Genomic DNA, 17,981 nt, shown 5'->3' with positions numbered 1-17,981 from the left:
CGGCTGCTTCGCAGCTTGGGGCAAATCGCTCCGCGATGCCCTATCGGGGGCGCTTCGCGCTTTCTGGGCGAAATCGGTCATTGCTGCTCTTTCTCCCCAATAAGTATTATGTTTCCCGAAACCTGCGAATAAGTTACATCAGTGATGTTCAACACCCCATCACCTGTAACCACTTTAATTGGAGAATATGGGGAATACCGGCTAATGAATGCTATTACGTCACTAGCTGCCATTGCTGTGGACATTTAGGTTACCCTTACTTACGGTCCCGTAGGTTAGAGTCCGGCCACGGCTTGAGCATGCTTGGAGTGCCGTTCCGCTTCCAGCGCGGATTCTGCTGCTGCTCTCGCCGATGCTTCCGCGCTCCGCATGGACCGGCGCGCGTCCACGGCGCACGCGATGCTGACCACCATCGCGATGCAGCTGACGATTATGGAAATGATTCCCATTTCCCCTCCTAAGTCGCAGCCGGCCCCCGGGTGATCAACCCCGGGGGCCGGCTGTTGTCCTGCCCCCGTCTCAGGGGGGCGCTGCACGCCGTGTGGACGCCTACAGAGTATGCCCCGGGGAGCCAGGATGACCGCGCGCCCCCGGTCGGTCGAGCGCCGTAGCAAGCCAAACGCCAAAGGGCGCGCGGTAAGGCCGGCGGCAAGGCTGGTCTCCAATGTGCCGTCCTGCGGCCAGGATAGAGGAGGCCAGACTTGCGCGTATAACGCTGCTACAGGGCTTAGGGCGCTCCCGGGAGCGCGCCCCTGCGTTGCATCCCCGCTGGCCATAGGGAAGCCGTTGAATTTCACAACCCGTGTTGACCGGGGGCGCTCCCGAGTGCAGTACGAGGACACCGGCGCTCCCGAGTGGAGCACGCCCCCGGTCAGGGATCACATCCTACGCCGCGCCCACGGCCGCCGCGGTGCGCGCCGCGGAGGCGGCCCATCCCCCGGCGGACCCGTACGTTACGGCTTACGTGAATCCGGTGACGTACCGAGCACGATCTTTAACTGTTCGCCGGCGGGGCCGCCATCGCGGCCATCCCCCAGGAGCCAAAGACGGTCGAGCACCGTATACGCGGTCTCCGTGTCATATTCCTTGCCGTTCTCGCTTTCCGTCGCGTACCAAAGCACCTCGTCACCGACCAGGGGAGCCGCGCTCAGAGAGACGCTCGCGTCTGTTCGCCCATCGTTGAACTCGCACCAGATGTTCATGAGATGGAAGCGTGCGGCATGGCTTCTGACGAGCGCAAACGCCGAACGTGAGACGAACGTTAGATCCCCAGGTCAGCGCCGGTACAGCTTGACCTGCTCGGACATCTCCCTGATGACCTCATCGGCCACCCGATCGAGATCCTCATCATCAGCCCGGTCCAGCCGGCCCGCCCACATCTCGACCGAGTCGAGCAGCCCCTTGATGGGTCCTTCTCTGCCGAGGTCGTCCGCCGTGATCCTGGCCGGCCCGGTCGGCGCGCTGGGGCTCGGCTGCATTCCGGCTCGCGCCACCGGCTCCAGATCGACCGCGGCGTCTACGATCGCGCACCGCACGTAGATATGCGGAGAGGCATCGTTGGGGCTCAGCGATGGGGACCCCCCGGGCGCGAGCCCAAGAACGAACTGGTCCACCTGTACGCCGCTCCCGGTGCGCTGTTCCACCGTGATTTGAAGGACTCTCTCTCCCATGGGCTTCTCTCTCGTCTCGCGCGGCTGGTAACCCGAGGTTACCGGTTTAGAGTGGTACCGGCTTCAATACACCGGTAACCTCAGGTTACCGGCCGGGACGCCGGACGGGACCGGGCCTGAACCGGTCAGGCCCACGAGACAGGAGGGATCTCATGCGAGAACCTCACTTCCCCGAGCTGCGTCAGCTCGCGGCGATAGATCCAGAGTTCCGGGAGTGGCTTGGCGAGGCCGCCTGCCCGGAGGTCCAGCGGTGCGATTTGTGGCCGCGCTGCGTTCACGAGAGCCCCGGAGAAGCCTACGAGGCAGCCAAGGAACAGGACGACCACGAGGCCGCCAAGGACGAGATGCGCGAACGCTGGGATGAGGGCGGCCTATGAGCGGGTACCTGCGTCAGATCTCCGAGGTGATCGGCGCCACCGCGTCCACCACTCCGGACGAGCCCGAGCTGGGCAATGACGACCGGCCGATGCCGTGCGGTGAGGGGCACTGCCGCTGCTACGGCATCGGCTACGAGCACGCTGACCACGCATGCGGGTGCGACTGCCCCCGCGATGAGGAGGGAGATCTCGATGAATGGTGAGCCCCAGCGCATCGGCAAGCCAGCGCCCAAGCGGGTCACAGAGACTGAGGATTTCGTGGCCGCGTGGACGCGCCTCACGGACGCCTACGGCAAGCGTGTGGCCAATGATCCGGCCGCCATCACGTTCTACAAGGACATGCAGCAACGGCTCACGGACTCCGTGAACGTGGGTCTGGCTCAGGCTCAGGCTCAGGCCGGCGGTTGGTCCCTGCGGGAGATCGGCCGCATCTTCGGTACCTCGCACGTGGCGATTCTCAAGCGCATCAAGCTCGGCCGCGAGATCATCGCGCGACGTGAGCAGGCCGCGGGCGTGGTCCGTCTCGCGGACGCGGTCAAGGCGAGCGTGCCCCAGCTGCGGGAGCAGCGCGCCGAGCACCTTCGGGCGGTCGGCGTGGAGGACTACCGCGTGATCCCGCTGAAGGGTCGGCATCGCAAGACGGCCTAGTCCGCGCAGTTGAAAGCCCCCCCGGGTGCTCACTCGGGGGGGCTTTCGCTTTGGGTGTGACCGGGGAAGGTATCCGGCGAGCTTCCCCAGACGTTCGTCCGTGCACCCATTCACGGGTCGCGCTCGCCAAGATCGGCCGCCCCGGGAACCTGGCTCCCTCCTAGGACCAGGAACCCGGGCTACCCTGGCGAGGAGATGTCAGGTTATCTCCCGGGGGCCAAGATCAGCCCAGGTCAGGGGAAAGGGCTTCACCCTTGGGGGAGGGTTTTAACCCTTTTGTCAGACCGCGTGGCCCTTGAGCAGGCTCTCCCAGACTTCCTCCGCCTCCACCGGGCGCACCCATGGTGAGTCCCTGACCTCTACCTCTCCGTCCTCATCCACAAACCGCCTGATGAACATCAGGCCTCCGGCGGTCAAGAGGGAATAGACCGTTGCCCGGCATGAGCAGGTTGAGGCTCTCTCCCGGATGGTCGCGCCGCGGTCGGTGGGCTTCCGCCACCTGATTTTGTGGATCGCCTTTACCCCGAGCGCGCGGTGCGGCCCGAAGTGGTCCACGTACGTCACTCCGCCCATCCTTCGATTGTGTGCATATAGGTACGGCCACGCAACCAAACCGGTTACGTGGCCGTAGGTGGCGCTCCTGGTTTTCCTAGATGATCTCCTGCGGTGCGGACGGCCGCGGCCCGAACTCACCATCCAGAATCGCGGTGACCAGTTCCTCTCTCGTCCAGCCCCTCAGCTCGGCGATCGGCATCAGGCAACCGCTCCCGCCGTGATGCGTCCGGACTAGTTGGATCTTGCTCAGACGCCACAGCTCACCGCGGCGCGCCTCACGCTCAGCGTGCGGGTACTCTTCCACGGCCTCCCTTCCTGCGCAGCTGTGCCGCTTGCAGAGACAGTTTTTCCCGGCGTAGCAGGGCCTACCCTCTTCGGGCACTCCGGGCTCGCAGAGACACGATGAAAGCCTCACCTCTCTTTCCTCCCTAGTAGGAAGACAAGCACGCCCAGGACCAGGCCGACCGCGAAGCAGCCGAGCACGATCGGGCGGATTTCCGGATGGGCGGCCCACAGGTCAGCCCCGAACTTGACCCACATGGTGACGCCGCCGGCGACTGCCCCGCCGAGCAGGAGCACGAGAGCGGACCAGGCCGCGGCCGTACGCCACCGTGAGCGTTCCTCGATGTTCCGCCAGCGCGCCCGATCCCCGAGCCACGCCACGTGATCATGGAACGGGACCACCAGCTCACCGAGGATTCGGTCAGCCAACACCCTTTCCAGACCCTCCACGGAATCCGGACTGTCGTCGTCTAGCACGGCACGCTCGGGAAGTCGCGTGCTGATGTGCTCTTGTTCCATGTGCGATCACCTCCCTTCAAAGGTGGAAACGCTAGCTGGATGGTACCACCCAGCTAGCGTTTCGACTCGCCCTATCCGGTCATACCGGACACCTCTTTACTCAACTTCAAACCCGTCTTCGTAGTCGTCCACCTCGATGTTCTCGGCTTCGTAGCCCTCGATCACGGCCGTGTCCAGCGCTTCCGCCGCTCCCGCATAATCGCCCTGCTCCAGCAGTTCGGCCGCTTCCGTCAGGCCGTCCGCCACTCCCGGTTTGTCCACGCCGAGATCACCGATTCGCCGAGTCCACGCGTCACGCTGACCGGCGTACCGGGCTCGGATGTCCCCCGCCTTGATCTTGCGGGCTCGTCTCAGGTGGTCGGCCGCCTTGCGCAGCTTCCACCCCTCGATGATCGATTTCTGATCAGCGGGCTTGGGCGTGGACGCCTGAGCCAGCTCCCCCGTTCGCGGGTTGATCTTGTCCGTTGCCCGGTTCACCCACCGCTCGGGGGACCGGAGCGCGTTCCTACCCGCGCCCCCGCGGCCAGTCAGCCCGGCCAGGAACCGAGTCGCTCCCCCACCCAGCTCCTCGGCGATCTCCCGGACCACGTCAGACCAGTCCCCGATGTCCTGGGACTCCACCAGGTCCCGCAGATACTCCTCACTACCGGACACCCGCACGCTCCTCTCTCCGCGCGTGCAGGTCGTGAACCAGCGCCACGACTCCGGACGCGCGCCCCTTACTGACCTCGGCCGCGATCGTGGATTCTCGCGTCCGGTTGTTCCGCTTGATCGTGCCCGTCTCGCCGGCGTGCGCCAGCTCGGCCCGCTTCCACTTCCCGACCTGACCTGAGACCTGGAGCCCGACGTCCAGCGCGGTCACGTCCGCTCCCGCTGGCAACAGGAAGTAGGCCGTATCGGTGGACACGCAAAATGGCTGTGGGTCGGTCTTGCCCAGCGCCCGGAATGCGTTCATGCGAGCTTGCGCGTGAGTCGCGTGCATCCAGTCCGGTCGGAGCGTGTTGGTCCGGTTGTAGTTGTTCTTGCTCGGACCGGAGTTCAGCCACCCACCCAGGAACTTCGCGTACATCTGCTTGAGCGCTACCAGCGCCATCCGGGACGGCAGGTCATCGCGCGCCATCAGCGCCGTGCGCGCGGCCGTCACCCGCGATCCCCACAGCGCGAGCCAGCGCCGATGCTCTGGCCACACCCACCGTTCGGCGAACTCCACCGCGCCGTACCGCATCAGGAGGTACTCGGCGACCGGGTTGGGCACCCATTGCCCGCCCGGCACCGTGCAGCCGGGCCACACGTCCAGATCTTCGGTCAGCCGGGCGTACCCCGGGAGCTTGAGCGCCTTGCGGTCGTACCGGGCCAAGAACATGCCGCCGTCCACGTGCTCAGGCTCACCGGTTCCCAGCTCCAGGCCGCCGAGCGGCCCCAAGAACTGTCCGTTCACATCCCAGCTGGCGACCCATTCGGCCGCCCCCACATCGGCCGCCTGGTCCACGAAGTCGAACCGCGTCACCAGACCTTCCCCGAGGTCAGGCTGATTCGGGGGCGTGCCCAGTACGGGCACGTTCCCGTACTGGGCTTCCAGCTTCTCAAACAGCCATTGCCCCGTGGTCCCTGCCGATGGTCCCCACGCGAGCCCATCCAGGCTTGCCGAGAACACCGTCAGCGCCGCGGACACGTCCCGTTCGGCCGCTCCCGGGAACCGGCCGCTCTGCTCTATCGCGCGGGCGAACCGGGCCAGCTGTTCCCCGCGGTCGGCGCGAGGCTCGGCGCGCTGCGCCCTGGTCGACCGCGGCGGGTCCGCCGGCGGGATCTCCTCTTGGACCGGCACTACCGCAGGTGGATCGCAGTTCGCATGCAGCGGGATGCCGTCGCGGTGCCAGCTGCTCAGGCCGTCCCCGGCCGCGCACGGTGCCGGTACGTCCAGCTTTCCGGACCGGGAACCGGGAACCGGGAACCGGGAACCGGGAACCGGGCTCGGCGCGTCTGCGACCTGCGGTGTTGCTTCTGCGCTCGCGGCCGTGTGGTTCCCGGGCTCTGGTTCCCGGTTCCCGGTGGGACCGGGAACCGGCCACAGACCGGGAACCGTCTCCGCGCCGCTGTGACCTGCGGATATACCCTCATGGTTCCCGGTGTTCCCGGTGTTCCCGGTAGTTTTCTCACTTTCAGAAGAGAGCACGACTTCATAGACGTCGAACTTCTGACCCGCGAGCCCGATCTTCTTCCGTAGCCGTTCGCCTTTCTCCGACCCGACCTTGAGCAGGCCCCCGTCTCGCAGCTCCCGGAGCGCAATCCGGTAGTTGTCCAGCCCGGCATCCGTCGCTATGCGCGCCATGCTGCGGGTAAGGATCTGGACGCGGTCACCATCGGCGAATCCCTCGATCGCCAGACCGTGGTTCGCGTGGTGATCCCGCACCCAGTCCGAGTACCGGCCCGCGGTCGGGAACTTGTTCGGCCGCGAGACCACCGCTTGCCGGATCTCTTCAAGGAGCCGCTCGGACGGCTTCACGCCCTCTTCGCGGAGTTCCTCAACCTGGACGGCCAGCAGCTCCCGCGCCGCGGACAGCGCGGCATCGGCCAGTTCCTTGCCTCCCAGGAAGTACGCACCGGCCACGCCGAGCGCGAGGTTCTCCACGACCCGCCCGGCCGTTCCGCCGTCCTCCGGGATGCCGATCAGGTCCTCAGCGTGCGCGAGCGCGAGCCGCATAGCTTCTCTGGGAACCGGCGTCCACCAGCCGTAGTTTTCGATGGCGAGTTTCTTCGCCCTCTTGGCGTCCTCGGGCGTGAGCGTGATCGGTGTGGGGATCTCCACGACCCGCACCGCGATCTCGGCATGCGGGCAGACTCCCGTCACGCTGTAGTTCCCGGTGGAGAACAGCACGCCGTACCAGGCCGGCGACTCCGAGAGCTTCCGCTTCCGGGAGCTGGTGAACCGGTCCGAGCCGTCACACGTGGTGTGTACCGTCCGCTTGAGCTGGGGGGGCGTGAACCCCGCCATATGTAGTTCGTCCAGGAACGCGGGCATGATCGCGAGCTTTCCGAGAAAGAGCGTGACGCCGTTCCCGCTTGCGTTCCACGGGCGGTTGATTCCGCGCTTCCCCGGGCGGCCGTGCAGACTGGCCGCCGCGAGCAAGCCCGTGGTTTTGCCCTTAGAGCTGACTCCGGAGGAGTGCACCCAGAACGGCTGACGGTCCAGCGGCTCCACGTACGGCGCTCCGTAGCTGAACCCCATGATCAGCGCCAGTTTGGGGTTCCGCTCGGCGATCCTGAGCAGCTCGGCGACCTCTTCCGCCACGCTGAATTTCTCGCCGTAGCCGCGCTCCAGAAGATCGGGACCGGGCATCACCAGGTTGTCCCCTGACCAGTACGGCGCGGCCACGGTTTGCGCCCGGCGCTGCGCCTGGTCCTGCACGATGATGGCGAGCACCTCGCGCATGGGCTTATCGTGCACGCCGACCGCGCCCGGCCAGCGTTTCCAGGACTCGGCGGACCCAAGGTCATCGGCATCTATGGTGTCTTCGTGGTCGGCGATCGTGAGCGTGTAGCGCGCCTCGATGATCTTGCCTTTTGAATCTTTCACCACGATGTACCGAGTGACGATCGGCACCCATTCCAGCATCGTGACCGGCTCGGCATCCTCACCGCGCACCGACCAGCGCCGGACTTCTCCCGCGCTGGTGGAGTACTCGTAGGCCGGTTTACCAGGGACACGCCGCCATGCGGTCACGGGCTACCACCAACGTGGCCGCGGACGCAAGAGCCAGGGCATATGACGTCAAACCCGAGTCCACACATTGAGACACTCGGGTAGAAGCGCGTGTTCAATTTGGTACTCTTTCGCTGTCTGGTGTTGAGGCTCGCCTTTGATGGTGAGCCTTTTCACTTGGTGGCGGCGGGTCGGGAAGCCCGTCCGTCACCTCTAAAAAAGGTTGTTTCACCTCCCTTCACGTAGGCCCGGCTCAGTGAAAGTGAGCCGGGTCTACGCATGTCTACGTAGTGTCGTCGGACTCCCCGGAGCCCGCCGTGCCTCTCGTCCCCGGGTCAGCTGGCAGGAGTTGTGGGGACTCCGCTCTTAGCCTCTCCAGAGCTTCCAGGCCGATCATGAGAGCCATACGACTCACACTTGTGATGGTCGAGTCATACCGGCTCGCCACATGATCGAGCCGCTTACGGAAGTCCGGGGAGATCCGCAGGTTCAATGCGACGCTGTGACGCTGACTCTCACTCTCCATGTTGAGGAGCGTAGCAGCCTCAACACAGTTGATCATCAGCCCCGCTTGTCCCTGCGAGCCCCTCCCAAGACCCGAAACAACCATAACGCCCGACACACCTGTTTCTCGGGCGCTGGTCGCACACACGTCCGGGAAATCCCGGCTTCAGCTGGCGGTTCTTCCCGTTTGCCCCACCAGCCCCGAATGCCTCTCGTGCCGGAGATCGCGTTTACGGCCCGACCTGACTATGCCGGGCGCACGTGCGCAATCCTTTCCGGTCAGACGTTCGCGACCTTCCCGGCCGCCTCCTGCGCTTCCAGCAGCTGGCGCTCCACGGTCGCCAACCGCGCTTCCAGATAGATGTTCCGATGCAGCAGGCTCGCGCACTGCCGGGAGTAGGCATCGATTACGTCTTGCGTCTGTGCGGCCATGTCACAACCCACTAACTACGCTCGCGCGCCCGAGCTTTTCCACGATTGAGGAGTAGTTCTGGTCGGCCTGGGCGCTGACGGTTCCCGTTCCCGATAGCCTCGCTACCGAGATGTTCAGGTTGCTTATCGTTGTAGTGCCGATTTGCTTCCAGAGGAACGTGCACGTAACGGTTTCGTACAACCCCAACGCGGCAGGGATGCGGATATTGAAATCCCGGCTTAGTTGTGAGAATCCCGGAGTCCCATCCCACAGCCGAATGGATGCCCTATCCCCTGCGACCGTTCCGGCGACCGGCATTCTCACCGTAGCCTGATATGCGTACCCGTCTTCGAGATAGACGTTTTGCATGTTCGCATTCGGGATGTTCACATCCGTCGTGCTGGTAGAGTTCGCCGGAGTAACGGATCCCGTATGAACCTTTCCGTCCACCAGTCGGCCCGGCATATTCGCGTCAAGCTTGTGCGAACCGACCAGGATTTCGCCGGTCGAATACCATAGTCCCTTTGTGTTGTCCGGAAGGAAGATGGTCTCGTCGAGACCGTATTCCATGTTGTTCGTGCCGGATGCGTTGTTGGCCGATGCCACCGAATAGATCGGAGCGCCGAGATACCCGATGGACATGACCACGAATTGCTGATCTGGTCCATTGTTGGTGTATCTGAATCGGAGCGCCTCTCCGCTCCAATTCGCTTCCACCTCTTCCGCCGATGAATCGCCGGAATAGATTTCGATTCCGCCGACCGGCCCGGCCGCGTATGCCGTGATTTTCGCCGGAGTCGGATTGGTTCCGTCGTAGAACTCTACCGTCGGCTGTCCGGCGACTACTTGACCGACGATTCGCGCATTCGGCGGACTCGGCGCCGCTCCGATTTGGAATCCGCCGCGCACGAATAGATTGTTGAACTCCGCCGAGCCGTCACGGTTTACCGTCCAGCCGGAAACGTTCGGGATATAGTTCGGTGATTTGATCGCTTGGCGAACTAGAGTCGTCCCGGCTACTACTTGATTCGCGAATCCCATTACCTGATACCACCCGCCGGCGCCGCTCGGAATCCGCCAATCGGCGTTGTTTTCGTTCCCCGCAGAGTGACCGTTGCTATTGCACCCACGTCCGCGCCCGTCCACACAACGAATAGCGGGTCGCCGTCATTCAGGAACATCTTCGTATCCGAGGTATCCCCAGACGAACCCGAATACGTCCCCTCCTGCCGATTGTCATCGCAGATGGTCGTGAGGTAGTAGTTCGCTTCCGCTTCGTTGACCCGCGTCGAGACCTTGACTGAAAGGCGCGTGACTTCCCAGTCTTCGCCTTGCGGTGCCATTCGGACTATCGCCGTTCCGGAGCCGTCTACGATCGCTTGTGCGCTCTCGTTGAGCAGGGTTGGCACTCTGCCTCCCGTTCTTCCTGGTCGCCGTTTTGCCGGTAACCTCGGGTTACCACCGCGCCGACCTGCGGGAACGCCGCCGGTAACCTCGGGTTACCGCTAGATCAGCCGGTAGTAGGTCAGCCGTCCCGAGATAACCGAGATCGGCGCTTCCCTGATTCCGTTCGTTTTGGACAGCGCCGAGTAGAAGCGGTTCGGACCGCTCACGATCCCCATGTGGCCCTTAATTCCGCCGCGCTGCCAGACCGCGATATCGCCGACCTGCGGCGTGGTCACGACCTTGACGTATTTCTTCATGGCTCGGGGGAACGTAAATGTGGTGAAGCGCGCCACGGTCCACAGTCCGGAGTTCTTACCGGCCCGCCAGACCAGGCCGCTGCAATCTCCGCCGCGTCCGTTGGCGAATGTTCCGGCCCACACGTACGGCTTTCCGTCCCCGAGCTGGCGCGCGGTTGCCAGGAGCGCCGCGCCTTTCCCCGCCGCGAATGCTTTACCGCCCGTGGGCGCTGTGGCGGTCACGTCCACGGTCGGCGCTTCCAGGCCGTCACCTTCCCGCCCTGCCGCCTCCTTGAGCGCTTCCAAATCGCCGGACAGCCCGGCAATAAGCATGTCTCTCAGGTCGCCCGGGAGTTCGGTCACGCGTCCTTTCGTGACTCCCCGAATCAGGAGCGCGCCGAGCAGGACCAGCAGCCACGCAATCGTGTTCACAGCTTCGCCACCTTCCCGGCCGCGCTGGCTGCTTTTCCTCCGGGGACGATTGCGCCGGCGACTCTCGCCGTGTGAGCCGCGCCGCGCCTGATCGGCTCCCGCATTAGTACGGCCACGCCGAGTGTGATCAGGACGAGCGCCACGATCAGCGCGCCAGCGTTGAGCCCCATCCGGAAAAGGCCCTGACCAAAGTTATTGATCGCGGCCAGGATCGCCGCGGGCAGGCCCATGTCTGCCTCTTCCTTGGGCACGTCCGGATCACCGACCACGCCCCCGGATTTCCCGCCGTTGGCTTTGATCGCCGCGTCCGCCTCGGCCAGCTTCGCCCGGTAGCCGCCGTTGTTGAACTCAGTCCAGGCCGTCCAGGTCTTGCCGCCGCCCGAAATCGTGTACGCCGATTTGGCGTTGAAAGCCGGGTTGTCCAGCGCTCGCGCGTCACGCTCCTTACCCGTTCCCGCGTCCGCTTTCAGACTGCGGATTTGCCACAGCCCGATGGACGGACCCCACTTCGCATCCGTCAGCGTTGCGTCCCCTACCGATGCGGGATCGTGCGCGGGGTTCTCGGCGAAGCTGACCGCTACCGCGATTCTGAGCGCGGTCCCCGAGAATCCCGCACCGACCGCGAAACCGGCCACCTGCGCCGGCGTGAGCCAGCTGGCGGACGGGTTGTTGGTGGGCATCTCACGCCACCCTGACTTTCTGCCCGACCTTGACCGGGAAGGTCATTCCGTCGTTCAGCTCTTGGAGCATGGCCACGGAGTTGAGCGGCGGATTTTTGCTGATGATCTGCGAAGCGGTCCGCATGGACGCCGTGGCGATCACGTACCGGGGGGGCGCGTACTTCGGAATCCAGAACCTTGTTCCGGGCGGGAAAGGTCCCTGGTGTCCGTGCTTCACGTTGTAGCTCTGGATCAGATCCACGCCGTACTGCACGCCGCTCTCCCCGTAGAACAGCAGCGCCATGTCCGTGTATGAATCGTCCGATGGACCCGAAACCGTGTGAAACGCGGGAGCTATGTACTTTTTCGGCTCGGCTGGAACCACTACGGGAGGAGTCGGCGGAACGGGAGGAGTCGGGACATCCGGGTCATCCGGTGCATCCCCATTTCCCGTTCCGCCCGATTGCGGGAGATCGGGCGGATACCCGAAATGGTCGGTCGCGAGATCCCGTAACCGGCCCTGCTCCATGGATAGTTGCTCACCCGCGAGGTACTTCTGAAGGGCGATCAGCGCCGCGTCCATCGTGGCGTGGCCTTGACCCGCGAGCCACTCGGCGGACCGTCTGAGCCACTTATCGTTGTCATCGGCGCTCGGCCCGTCGTTGGGGTCGGGGAGCGGTGCCTGCGAGACCGACCCGCCGGACACGTAGGGGAGTGGCACGCCGCCGGCGGGATCGCCGGCCGCCGGCTCGTCCTCGGCCGCCGGCTCGTCCGCCAGCTGCACGCCCGTGGCCGGTTTCATGCGCCACGCGACCACGGCCAGGATCACCGCGAGCGCGCCGACCACGTACAGGATCGGCACGCCGAGCACTCTGCGCTCCATGAGCCCGGACCAGTTCATCCGGTCACCGCCGTGATCCACGCTTCGTAGCTGGCCGCCGCGGCGGCTCGGCGCGTGTTGCGCTTCCCCGTCGCGGCCACGGCCGCCGTCACGTCCTGGTCGGTGCCGGGCGGGATGGTCATTTCCGCGCCCATGGTGGGCTGGATGCCCTCCTGTTCCACCGCGAAGTAATCGGCGCCGAAACTGCCACCGTCCCGGATCACCGGTTCGATGCCGTTGGCCCACGGGAGCGACGCCGTTCCCTCTCCCGCGAGTTCCCGCGCCGCGGCCGTGCCTGCCTGGTCCTGCCGGCGGTTCACGATCGCGTAGTCATCGGTGGGGTTCGCATGGCCGGCCCAGAACGGTGCCACGCGCTCCGATTCGGTCCAGTCGGACGCGACCATGCGCGTGGGCAGGCCGTTGTGCGGGTTCTGGTCGGTGAACAGTTCGTTGAACTCTGGCGGCCGTGGCGCTTCCGCTTGCGGCTCGCCCTGGTCCACGGGCTCCAGGGTGGACCGCACCGCGGCTTCATCGGCCGGTACGTTCGCCGGCCGTGCGATGCCGGTCAGGAACAGCCCCATACGCCGCTCCTTAACTCGTGACCGGGCTGACGGCCGCCTTGAGCGTGGCCGCGAATCCCGTCAGGAACGCGGTCAGCACCGCGGCCGTGTTGCTGCGCTTGGAGACGATCACGCCCAGGGCGGTAAGCCCCACGATCGCGATCAGTACCCCGATGGCCCTATCGACCATTTGTGGTCACCTCTCTTTCCGGGCTGTGAACGCTGGCACGGCCGCGTAGACCGCGCCGAGCAGGACCAGCAGACCCACGGCGCGCACGAGGGGCGCGAACCGTGAGCCCGTGGCCGTTGACGCGATGAGCACCGCCACGACGGTGCCGATCACCGCGCCCGTGCCCTCCTGCGGCCAACCGCGCTCGCGGACGGCACCGCCCGCGAGCGCGACTGCGCCGGCCGCCAGGAACGGCAGTTCCGGGCGCATGGGCTACCGGCCCACGAAGCGCCGCGCGACTCCGAGCACGAACAGGCCCACGACAACCGCGATCAGGTAGCGGTTGTTCAGCAGGCTCACGACCTTGTCCATCCGGCCTCTCCCTTCAGATGTTGAAGCCCCTGAGGCTGAACCCCAGGAAGAACAGGACGGCCCACGCCGCCACGATGATGATCAGGGCGTCCTTGAGCGCCTGGTCCCCGATGCTGCCCGGGTCGCCGGCCCTGGTCGGTCCCTTGGGCTCCCGACTGGTGACCAGCGGCACCATGCCCTCGGGCTCGGTCTTGATGGTTCCGGGTGGCATTGCGCCTCCTACGCGCTGTAGAACGTGCCGGAGTTCCTGACCTGCCCGATCAGGGTGATGATCTCCAGCTGCGAAGCGGACGCGCCCGGCGTGACCTTGAGCTGGAGCAGCGCCCCGACCCTGGTCGCGAGCCAGCTGTCACGGCCGCCGGACTCCGCCCAGAAGGGCCAGACCATGACGCCGCGATCAAGGCCCGGCATGACGCCCGGCGTCAGCGGGGCGTAGGACGTGGTCAGGTCCGCCCCGTAGTAGCCGTAAGCCCGCCGGATGTGATCCTGCTTGGCTTCCAGCGAGATGCCGGAATCGATCTCGTTGTTGTCCAGGACCAGGCCCACGGGCGTGGCGGCCGTGAACGCCGTCCGCACGCCCGCGGCCCGGGACACCGCGATGATGCCCTTGATCAGGCCGCCGCGGTTGGTCAGGTTCACGATGTTCTCGGTGGAGGGGGAGACCGTGGGGTTCTCATACCTCAGCGCGAGGTAGTCACCCGCGCCCGGGGGCATCGCGTCCACCGGGACTCCGTTGAGCTGGTTGCCCACCGGTGCCCAGTAGTGCTGATCCACGTTGACGGACACCGTGGCCGCGGACGCGGTGCCACCGGAGAACGCGACCGTGTAGGACGCAACGCCGATCTCCAGGAGCAGGCTCGCGTTGCTGTCCAGGTTGGGCACGCAGCCGTAGGCGCTGTTGTAGTCCTGCTCCAGGTCGATGTCCAGCCGGAACGTGGCCACGCCCGAAGTGCCGGACGCCGAGAACGCGAACTCCGGCCCCAGCTGCGGGTTTCCGTACGGCCGCGGGATGTTGGTGTTCGTGGTGCCGGACGAGAAATACTTGTTGACCAGGTGAAGGTTGTAGCCCGTGATCGGCTGAGTGATCGCCGTCCCCGTCGCGTCCTTGAGCTGGATGGACGAGATGAGGTTGAACGGCGCGTCACCTGCGACCACGGCCGCGCTCGCGCTGGTCGTGTAGGTCGCCGTCACCAGGACGCTGATTTTCCGCACCCATCCCGTGGCGTTGAGCGGGATGGGCTGGAAGCTGGTCGGACCAGCGAAGTTGCTCACCGTCTGCCGGTTGCTGTACCGAGCGGACGGCCGCGACGCCACCGTGAACTCGATCCCGGGAACCGGCGCGATCTGCCGAGTCTCGGCGTCCATCGTGGGAGTGGTCATGCCTGCCTTTCCCTTCCCTTAGAACCCGTGCTCGGCTTCGTACCGAGCCCAGTGCTTCCGGGGGACCAGGTGGTGACGCAGCACCTTGTCCTCCCCGATCGGCTCGTAGAACCTGATCCAGCCGCCGGCGTCCGCGTCCGCCTCGCTGAACCGCTCCCGCGTCACGTCCCCCGGCTCCCGCGGCGGGTCCGGCTCCAGCGCGGACATCACCAGCGGCTCGGGAACCTCCGCCTGCCGGCTGCGCAGCTCGGCAAGCTCCGCCTCGATCCGGTCCAGCCGCTCCCCGGTCACGCCCGGGTCCACGATGTGCGCAGGGTCCGGAAACAGCGGACCCTCGTGCTGCTCTTGCATGCGCCCTCCTACAGCCCGAGCGCGATCAGCGCGCGGGTCATCCGGTTGTCACTGCTCAGGCACAGCAAATGCACCGTGCCGAAAATGGCGATTGTGAACGCGATAGCCGCCAGGAGATGCACCGGGCTGATATGCGCGTGTGGAGTGGGCAGGCTCATGCCCGTTGCTCCCTTCCGTTCGCGATCCGTCTATCGGGTCGGAAATGGATCGCGGAATCCCCCACGTGTTCGGACATCAGTTTCTTGATGTCCGCAACGTCTTGTGCGGAAATTCCACCTCTCCTAGCTGCGATGATGCCCGCCCACGCTGCGAGCGTGGCCGGTATTGCCGTGATTGCCGAAATGACCACGGCCGTATCCATGTCACCGCCTCATGTTCACTTGTTCGGTTTTCCATCCAGGACCTACCGGAATCCACGTGAAGTCGTGTTTCCCGTTCGCCGCGATGATGGTTTTCAGCTCCTTGGAGCTGTGCGGCCCGTCCAGATCCGCAAGCCGCTTCAGGTCCGGCAGCTCACTCGCGCGACCCACGAACGCGTGATCCAGGTTCGCGTAAATGGCGAGTGGCAAATGCGCCGGACGCTGCGCCAGCGTAATCATCGTGGCTCGGGATGTCCGCATGAGCGCGTACATCATGCCCAGTTGCGCGGACAACCCGAGATAATCCGGAGACGAAACGAAAAGCCCTTCATCAATCTGGACGGTCCAGTAACCGACCCGACTAATTTCGTCCAGCGCGTGAGCGAACTCACGTTTCAGGATCGGCGTGGCTTCCGTGACGGACTTACCCTCAACATCGGGCCAGAACAGCACCCTGTTCTCGTCAATGCGTGGCCGGCGCTTCCACGTCTTCCACCGCACAAACCCCTTGTAGTGCTCCCGCAACGTGTCATCCGGCTTGAGTTTGCAGCAGAACACGACCACGAATCCGTCACGGATAATGCGCTGCTCCACAACGTGGCGCGCAAGCAGCGTTTTACCGCTCCCGGTCCCGCCCGTGATCAGCACATGCATGCCCTGACGCCACGCCGCGCCTAGGCGTTTCATCTGCTGAGTGGTGACGGGACCGGGACGCATCAGACCTCCGCCTCAGCGCGCCGCGCCTCGCGAATCTCTCGAATCTCCTCAATCGCCACCGGGACCACGCCGCCGAGCAGGCTCAGGTAAGCGCCTGCCAGCGCGAATTTCCCGGACCGTGCTCCCATCCGGAGGATCATCTTGGACAGGTCCGGGTCAAGGACCAGCGCGGCAACCGCCTGTTCCCTGAACTTCTCCTCGCGCCCCGCCAGCTTGGAGGAGGTATCCACCAGGCCGGCCAGGAACGCGCCCATGGCGAGCCACTCGTTCGCCTGGCACAGCACCTCGGCCGCCGCCTCGGCCAGCTGCTCCGCCTTGGTGGCCGCCGGCCCGGCCGCGCTCGCGCTCGCGCTCGGCTTCTGCCGGGACGGCCGCGTGTTCTTGTGCTCGTCACACTTCCGCGGCCGGCGACCCTTGCCGTTGTAGACCAGGTCCACACCGCAGACCTCACACCGCAGCGGCGGGTCAACCGGTGGGCGCTGATCCGGGATCAGCGGCGGAGTGCCGTCTATCACGGCGCTCATCAGTCTTTGCCCCATCTGTGCGTCCACGGGAGTTTCGTGGGTCCGGCGTCCTTCGGTGTGAGCCCCGCCACGATGTCCACCAGGCCGTTCACTACGTTCTCGATCCGGTCCAGCCGATCGCCCGGACCGTGCGGCGGGTCAGCTGGCGGAGGAGTTGGCGGAGGAGTTGGCGGGTCCGCCGGCGGATTCGCCGGCGGGTCTGTGGGCGGGTCATCCGGGGGGTTAGGTGGCGGGTTCGGCGGGTCGGACACGCTTCCCTCCCCCGATCAGCTTCCGCAGCACCGGGTTCTCCGCGAGCTTCTCGACCGCGGGAGCCACTTGTTCGATCACGCCCGCGACCTGTCCGACCACGCCCGAGACCTGCGACTGAAGGCCGTCCACCTTCGTGGTCAGCTCCATGACGCCATCGATCAGCACCGCAACCGCGGCCATGACCTCGGCGTTGGTGGGCTCGTGCTCCTCTTCGGTCATGCCGTCACCGCCACGTAGGAGATGTTCGCGGGAAGCCCCTCTTCGCCCTCGGGGGGAGGAGCCGCGATTGCGTAGAGCGGCCCGGTGTAGCCCGCCAGCGTGAGCGGACTGTCCGTGACCACTACGAACGCCGTGCGGGAGAACCGCAGGTCCTGGGGATCGCCGGCCACCCATGCGAAGTTGCTCAGCACATCGTTGTCCTGGATGACCACGGTCAGCCGGTTCGGGTCCGCGGGGAGCAGCAGGACAGGTTCCCATCCCGGCTCCAGCTGGATGGTTCCCGTGATCAGCCGCCCCGTCTTCGGAGGGACTTCCACGGGCTGGACCGCGGGTACGTCCGCCGGCGGTTTCGGCGCGTTGCTCGTCTCGCCGAGCTGGTCCGCGAGGATCTGGCCGTCATCATCGGTCCAGTCACCCGCGAGCTTCTCGGGCACTATCGCTGACACATCGGAGCCCCTTTCGTACACGCGTTCGATAACAGTAAACATGAGACTTGCTCACCTTTCAAACGTGAGCCTAGCCGAAAATTCCTCATGTTTTAGAAAACGTGAGCGAGTCTCGCGTTTTTGGCTGGACAACAGGATGACAGAATGTCCTGACAAAGTACGCACTTACAAAACGCGAGCACCACTCATGATTGCCGGGTTCCTGCCCGTTCTGCCGCCTTTATGTCCATTTCACGCTTCGCGCACCGAATTACGGCGTGTGGGCTGTTTCGGCTACCGCGTAGCGGATTGTCCTACGCTGCGAAGCAGCCG

At 65.3% G+C, this 17,981-nt stretch carries 26 protein-coding genes; 3 read left to right on the top strand and 23 right to left on the bottom strand.

All coding sequences use genetic code 11. The features are described 5' to 3' along the window. Nucleotides 1-953: 953 nt before the first annotated feature. Together Aph01nite_RS38340 and Aph01nite_RS38335 are read right to left on the bottom strand one after the other, a co-directional pair. A complete protein-coding gene (locus tag Aph01nite_RS38340) occupies nucleotides 954-1,202 on the bottom strand; it encodes a hypothetical protein (protein ID WP_204045992.1) in 249 nt (82 codons plus the stop codon). 72 nt (nucleotides 1,203-1,274) lie between these two features. Beyond that, complete coding sequence (locus tag Aph01nite_RS38335; RefSeq protein WP_204045991.1) at nucleotides 1,275-1,535, bottom strand: hypothetical protein; 261 nt, start codon at nucleotides 1,533-1,535, stop codon at nucleotides 1,275-1,277. A 287-nt stretch (nucleotides 1,536-1,822) separates the two neighbouring features. Here Aph01nite_RS38335 and Aph01nite_RS38330 point away from each other — a divergent pair, with 287 nt between their 5' ends. The 3 genes from Aph01nite_RS38330 to Aph01nite_RS38320 are packed head-to-tail and all read left to right on the top strand — an operon-like array spanning nucleotide 1,823 to nucleotide 2,695. Beyond that, nucleotides 1,823-2,047: a hypothetical protein gene (locus Aph01nite_RS38330; RefSeq protein ID WP_204045990.1), complete on the top strand. Its 225-nt coding sequence runs from the start codon at nucleotides 1,823-1,825 to the stop codon at nucleotides 2,045-2,047. Then, entirely contained in the window at nucleotides 2,044-2,250 is a 207-nt protein-coding gene (locus Aph01nite_RS38325) for a hypothetical protein (RefSeq protein WP_204045989.1), read from the top strand. Before Aph01nite_RS38330 ends, Aph01nite_RS38325 begins: the two co-directional genes overlap by 4 nt. Continuing rightward, nucleotides 2,240-2,695 carry a hypothetical protein gene (locus tag Aph01nite_RS38320; protein WP_204045988.1) on the top strand — a complete coding sequence of 152 codons (456 nt, stop codon included), beginning with the start codon at nucleotides 2,240-2,242 and terminating at the stop codon, nucleotides 2,693-2,695. Before Aph01nite_RS38325 ends, Aph01nite_RS38320 begins: the two co-directional genes overlap by 11 nt. Nucleotides 2,696-2,974: 279 nt before the next feature. Here Aph01nite_RS38320 and Aph01nite_RS38315 read toward each other — a convergent pair whose 3' ends face one another. The 21 genes from Aph01nite_RS38315 to Aph01nite_RS38215 form a co-directional block, all read right to left on the bottom strand. Further along, on the bottom strand, nucleotides 2,975-3,259 hold the full coding sequence (locus tag Aph01nite_RS38315; RefSeq protein ID WP_204045987.1) for a hypothetical protein: 285 nt from the start codon (nucleotides 3,257-3,259) through the stop codon (nucleotides 2,975-2,977). Nucleotides 3,260-3,661: 402 nt separating this feature from the next. Next, nucleotides 3,662-3,961, bottom strand: a complete 300-nt coding sequence (locus Aph01nite_RS38310) for a hypothetical protein (RefSeq protein ID WP_204045986.1) — start codon at nucleotides 3,959-3,961, stop codon at nucleotides 3,662-3,664. A gap of 186 nt (nucleotides 3,962-4,147) precedes the next feature. Next, nucleotides 4,148-4,705 carry a hypothetical protein gene (locus Aph01nite_RS38305; RefSeq protein WP_204045985.1) on the bottom strand — a complete coding sequence of 186 codons (558 nt, stop codon included), beginning with the start codon at nucleotides 4,703-4,705 and terminating at the stop codon, nucleotides 4,148-4,150. Then, nucleotides 4,695-7,772 (bottom strand): DUF927 domain-containing protein, encoded by a 3,078-nt coding sequence (locus Aph01nite_RS38300; protein ID WP_204045984.1) that lies wholly within the window; start codon nucleotides 7,770-7,772, stop codon nucleotides 4,695-4,697. Before Aph01nite_RS38300 ends, Aph01nite_RS38305 begins: the two co-directional genes overlap by 11 nt. 762 nt (nucleotides 7,773-8,534) lie before the next feature. Then, entirely contained in the window at nucleotides 8,535-8,687 is a 153-nt protein-coding gene (locus Aph01nite_RS38295) for a hypothetical protein (protein ID WP_204045983.1), read from the bottom strand. 1 nt (nucleotide 8,688) lies between these two features. Then, on the bottom strand, nucleotides 8,689-9,708 hold the full coding sequence (locus tag Aph01nite_RS38290) for a hypothetical protein (RefSeq protein WP_204045982.1): 1,020 nt from the start codon (nucleotides 9,706-9,708) through the stop codon (nucleotides 8,689-8,691). Then, on the bottom strand, nucleotides 9,708-10,076 hold the full coding sequence (locus Aph01nite_RS38285; RefSeq protein ID WP_204045981.1) for a hypothetical protein: 369 nt from the start codon (nucleotides 10,074-10,076) through the stop codon (nucleotides 9,708-9,710). Before Aph01nite_RS38285 ends, Aph01nite_RS38290 begins: the two co-directional genes overlap by 1 nt. Nucleotides 10,077-10,172: 96 nt before the next feature. Beyond that, a complete protein-coding gene (locus Aph01nite_RS38280; RefSeq protein ID WP_204045980.1) occupies nucleotides 10,173-10,781 on the bottom strand; it encodes an NlpC/P60 family protein in 609 nt (202 codons plus the stop codon). After that, nucleotides 10,778-11,461, bottom strand: coding sequence for a transglycosylase SLT domain-containing protein (locus Aph01nite_RS38275; RefSeq protein WP_204045979.1), 684 nt, complete (start codon nucleotides 11,459-11,461; stop codon nucleotides 10,778-10,780). Before Aph01nite_RS38275 ends, Aph01nite_RS38280 begins: the two co-directional genes overlap by 4 nt. A gap of 1 nt (nucleotide 11,462) precedes the next feature. Further along, nucleotides 11,463-12,311: a hypothetical protein gene (locus Aph01nite_RS38270; RefSeq protein ID WP_204045978.1), complete on the bottom strand. Its 849-nt coding sequence runs from the start codon at nucleotides 12,309-12,311 to the stop codon at nucleotides 11,463-11,465. Between the two features lie 26 nt (nucleotides 12,312-12,337). Continuing rightward, entirely contained in the window at nucleotides 12,338-12,901 is a 564-nt protein-coding gene (locus tag Aph01nite_RS38265; protein WP_204045977.1) for a hypothetical protein, read from the bottom strand. A gap of 10 nt (nucleotides 12,902-12,911) precedes the next feature. Beyond that, the gene (locus tag Aph01nite_RS38260; RefSeq protein ID WP_204045976.1) at nucleotides 12,912-13,070 is read right to left on the bottom strand and encodes a hypothetical protein; all 159 of its coding nucleotides are present in this window, start codon (nucleotides 13,068-13,070) and stop codon (nucleotides 12,912-12,914) included. A 6-nt stretch (nucleotides 13,071-13,076) separates the two neighbouring features. Next, nucleotides 13,077-13,319, bottom strand: a complete 243-nt coding sequence (locus Aph01nite_RS38255; protein ID WP_204045975.1) for a hypothetical protein — start codon at nucleotides 13,317-13,319, stop codon at nucleotides 13,077-13,079. A gap of 115 nt (nucleotides 13,320-13,434) precedes the next feature. Beyond that, nucleotides 13,435-13,632 carry a hypothetical protein gene (locus Aph01nite_RS38250; protein WP_204045974.1) on the bottom strand — a complete coding sequence of 66 codons (198 nt, stop codon included), beginning with the start codon at nucleotides 13,630-13,632 and terminating at the stop codon, nucleotides 13,435-13,437. Between the two features lie 8 nt (nucleotides 13,633-13,640). Further along, nucleotides 13,641-14,801, bottom strand: a complete 1,161-nt coding sequence (locus tag Aph01nite_RS38245; protein ID WP_204045973.1) for a hypothetical protein — start codon at nucleotides 14,799-14,801, stop codon at nucleotides 13,641-13,643. An 18-nt stretch (nucleotides 14,802-14,819) separates the two neighbouring features. Then, nucleotides 14,820-15,152 carry a hypothetical protein gene (locus Aph01nite_RS38240; protein WP_204045972.1) on the bottom strand — a complete coding sequence of 111 codons (333 nt, stop codon included), beginning with the start codon at nucleotides 15,150-15,152 and terminating at the stop codon, nucleotides 14,820-14,822. An 8-nt stretch (nucleotides 15,153-15,160) separates the two neighbouring features. Continuing rightward, nucleotides 15,161-15,310, bottom strand: a complete 150-nt coding sequence (locus Aph01nite_RS38235) for a hypothetical protein (RefSeq protein ID WP_204045971.1) — start codon at nucleotides 15,308-15,310, stop codon at nucleotides 15,161-15,163. 204 nt (nucleotides 15,311-15,514) lie between these two features. Continuing rightward, a complete protein-coding gene (locus Aph01nite_RS38230) occupies nucleotides 15,515-16,228 on the bottom strand; it encodes a sigma 54-interacting transcriptional regulator (protein ID WP_204045970.1) in 714 nt (237 codons plus the stop codon). Continuing rightward, complete coding sequence (locus Aph01nite_RS38225) at nucleotides 16,228-16,665, bottom strand: hypothetical protein (protein ID WP_204045969.1); 438 nt, start codon at nucleotides 16,663-16,665, stop codon at nucleotides 16,228-16,230. The genes Aph01nite_RS38230 and Aph01nite_RS38225 overlap by 1 nt, the downstream gene beginning before the upstream one ends. A 309-nt stretch (nucleotides 16,666-16,974) precedes the next feature. After that, a complete protein-coding gene (locus Aph01nite_RS38220) occupies nucleotides 16,975-17,223 on the bottom strand; it encodes a hypothetical protein (RefSeq protein WP_204045968.1) in 249 nt (82 codons plus the stop codon). Then, nucleotides 17,220-17,669, bottom strand: coding sequence for a hypothetical protein (locus tag Aph01nite_RS38215; protein ID WP_204045967.1), 450 nt, complete (start codon nucleotides 17,667-17,669; stop codon nucleotides 17,220-17,222). Before Aph01nite_RS38215 ends, Aph01nite_RS38220 begins: the two co-directional genes overlap by 4 nt. Between the last annotated feature and the right edge of the window lie 312 nt (nucleotides 17,670-17,981).

This window comes from Acrocarpospora phusangensis, assembly GCF_016862995.1.
GTDB lineage: Bacteria > Actinomycetota > Actinomycetes > Streptosporangiales > Streptosporangiaceae > Acrocarpospora > Acrocarpospora phusangensis.
This window is presented reverse-complemented; position numbering and strand designations above follow the sequence as displayed.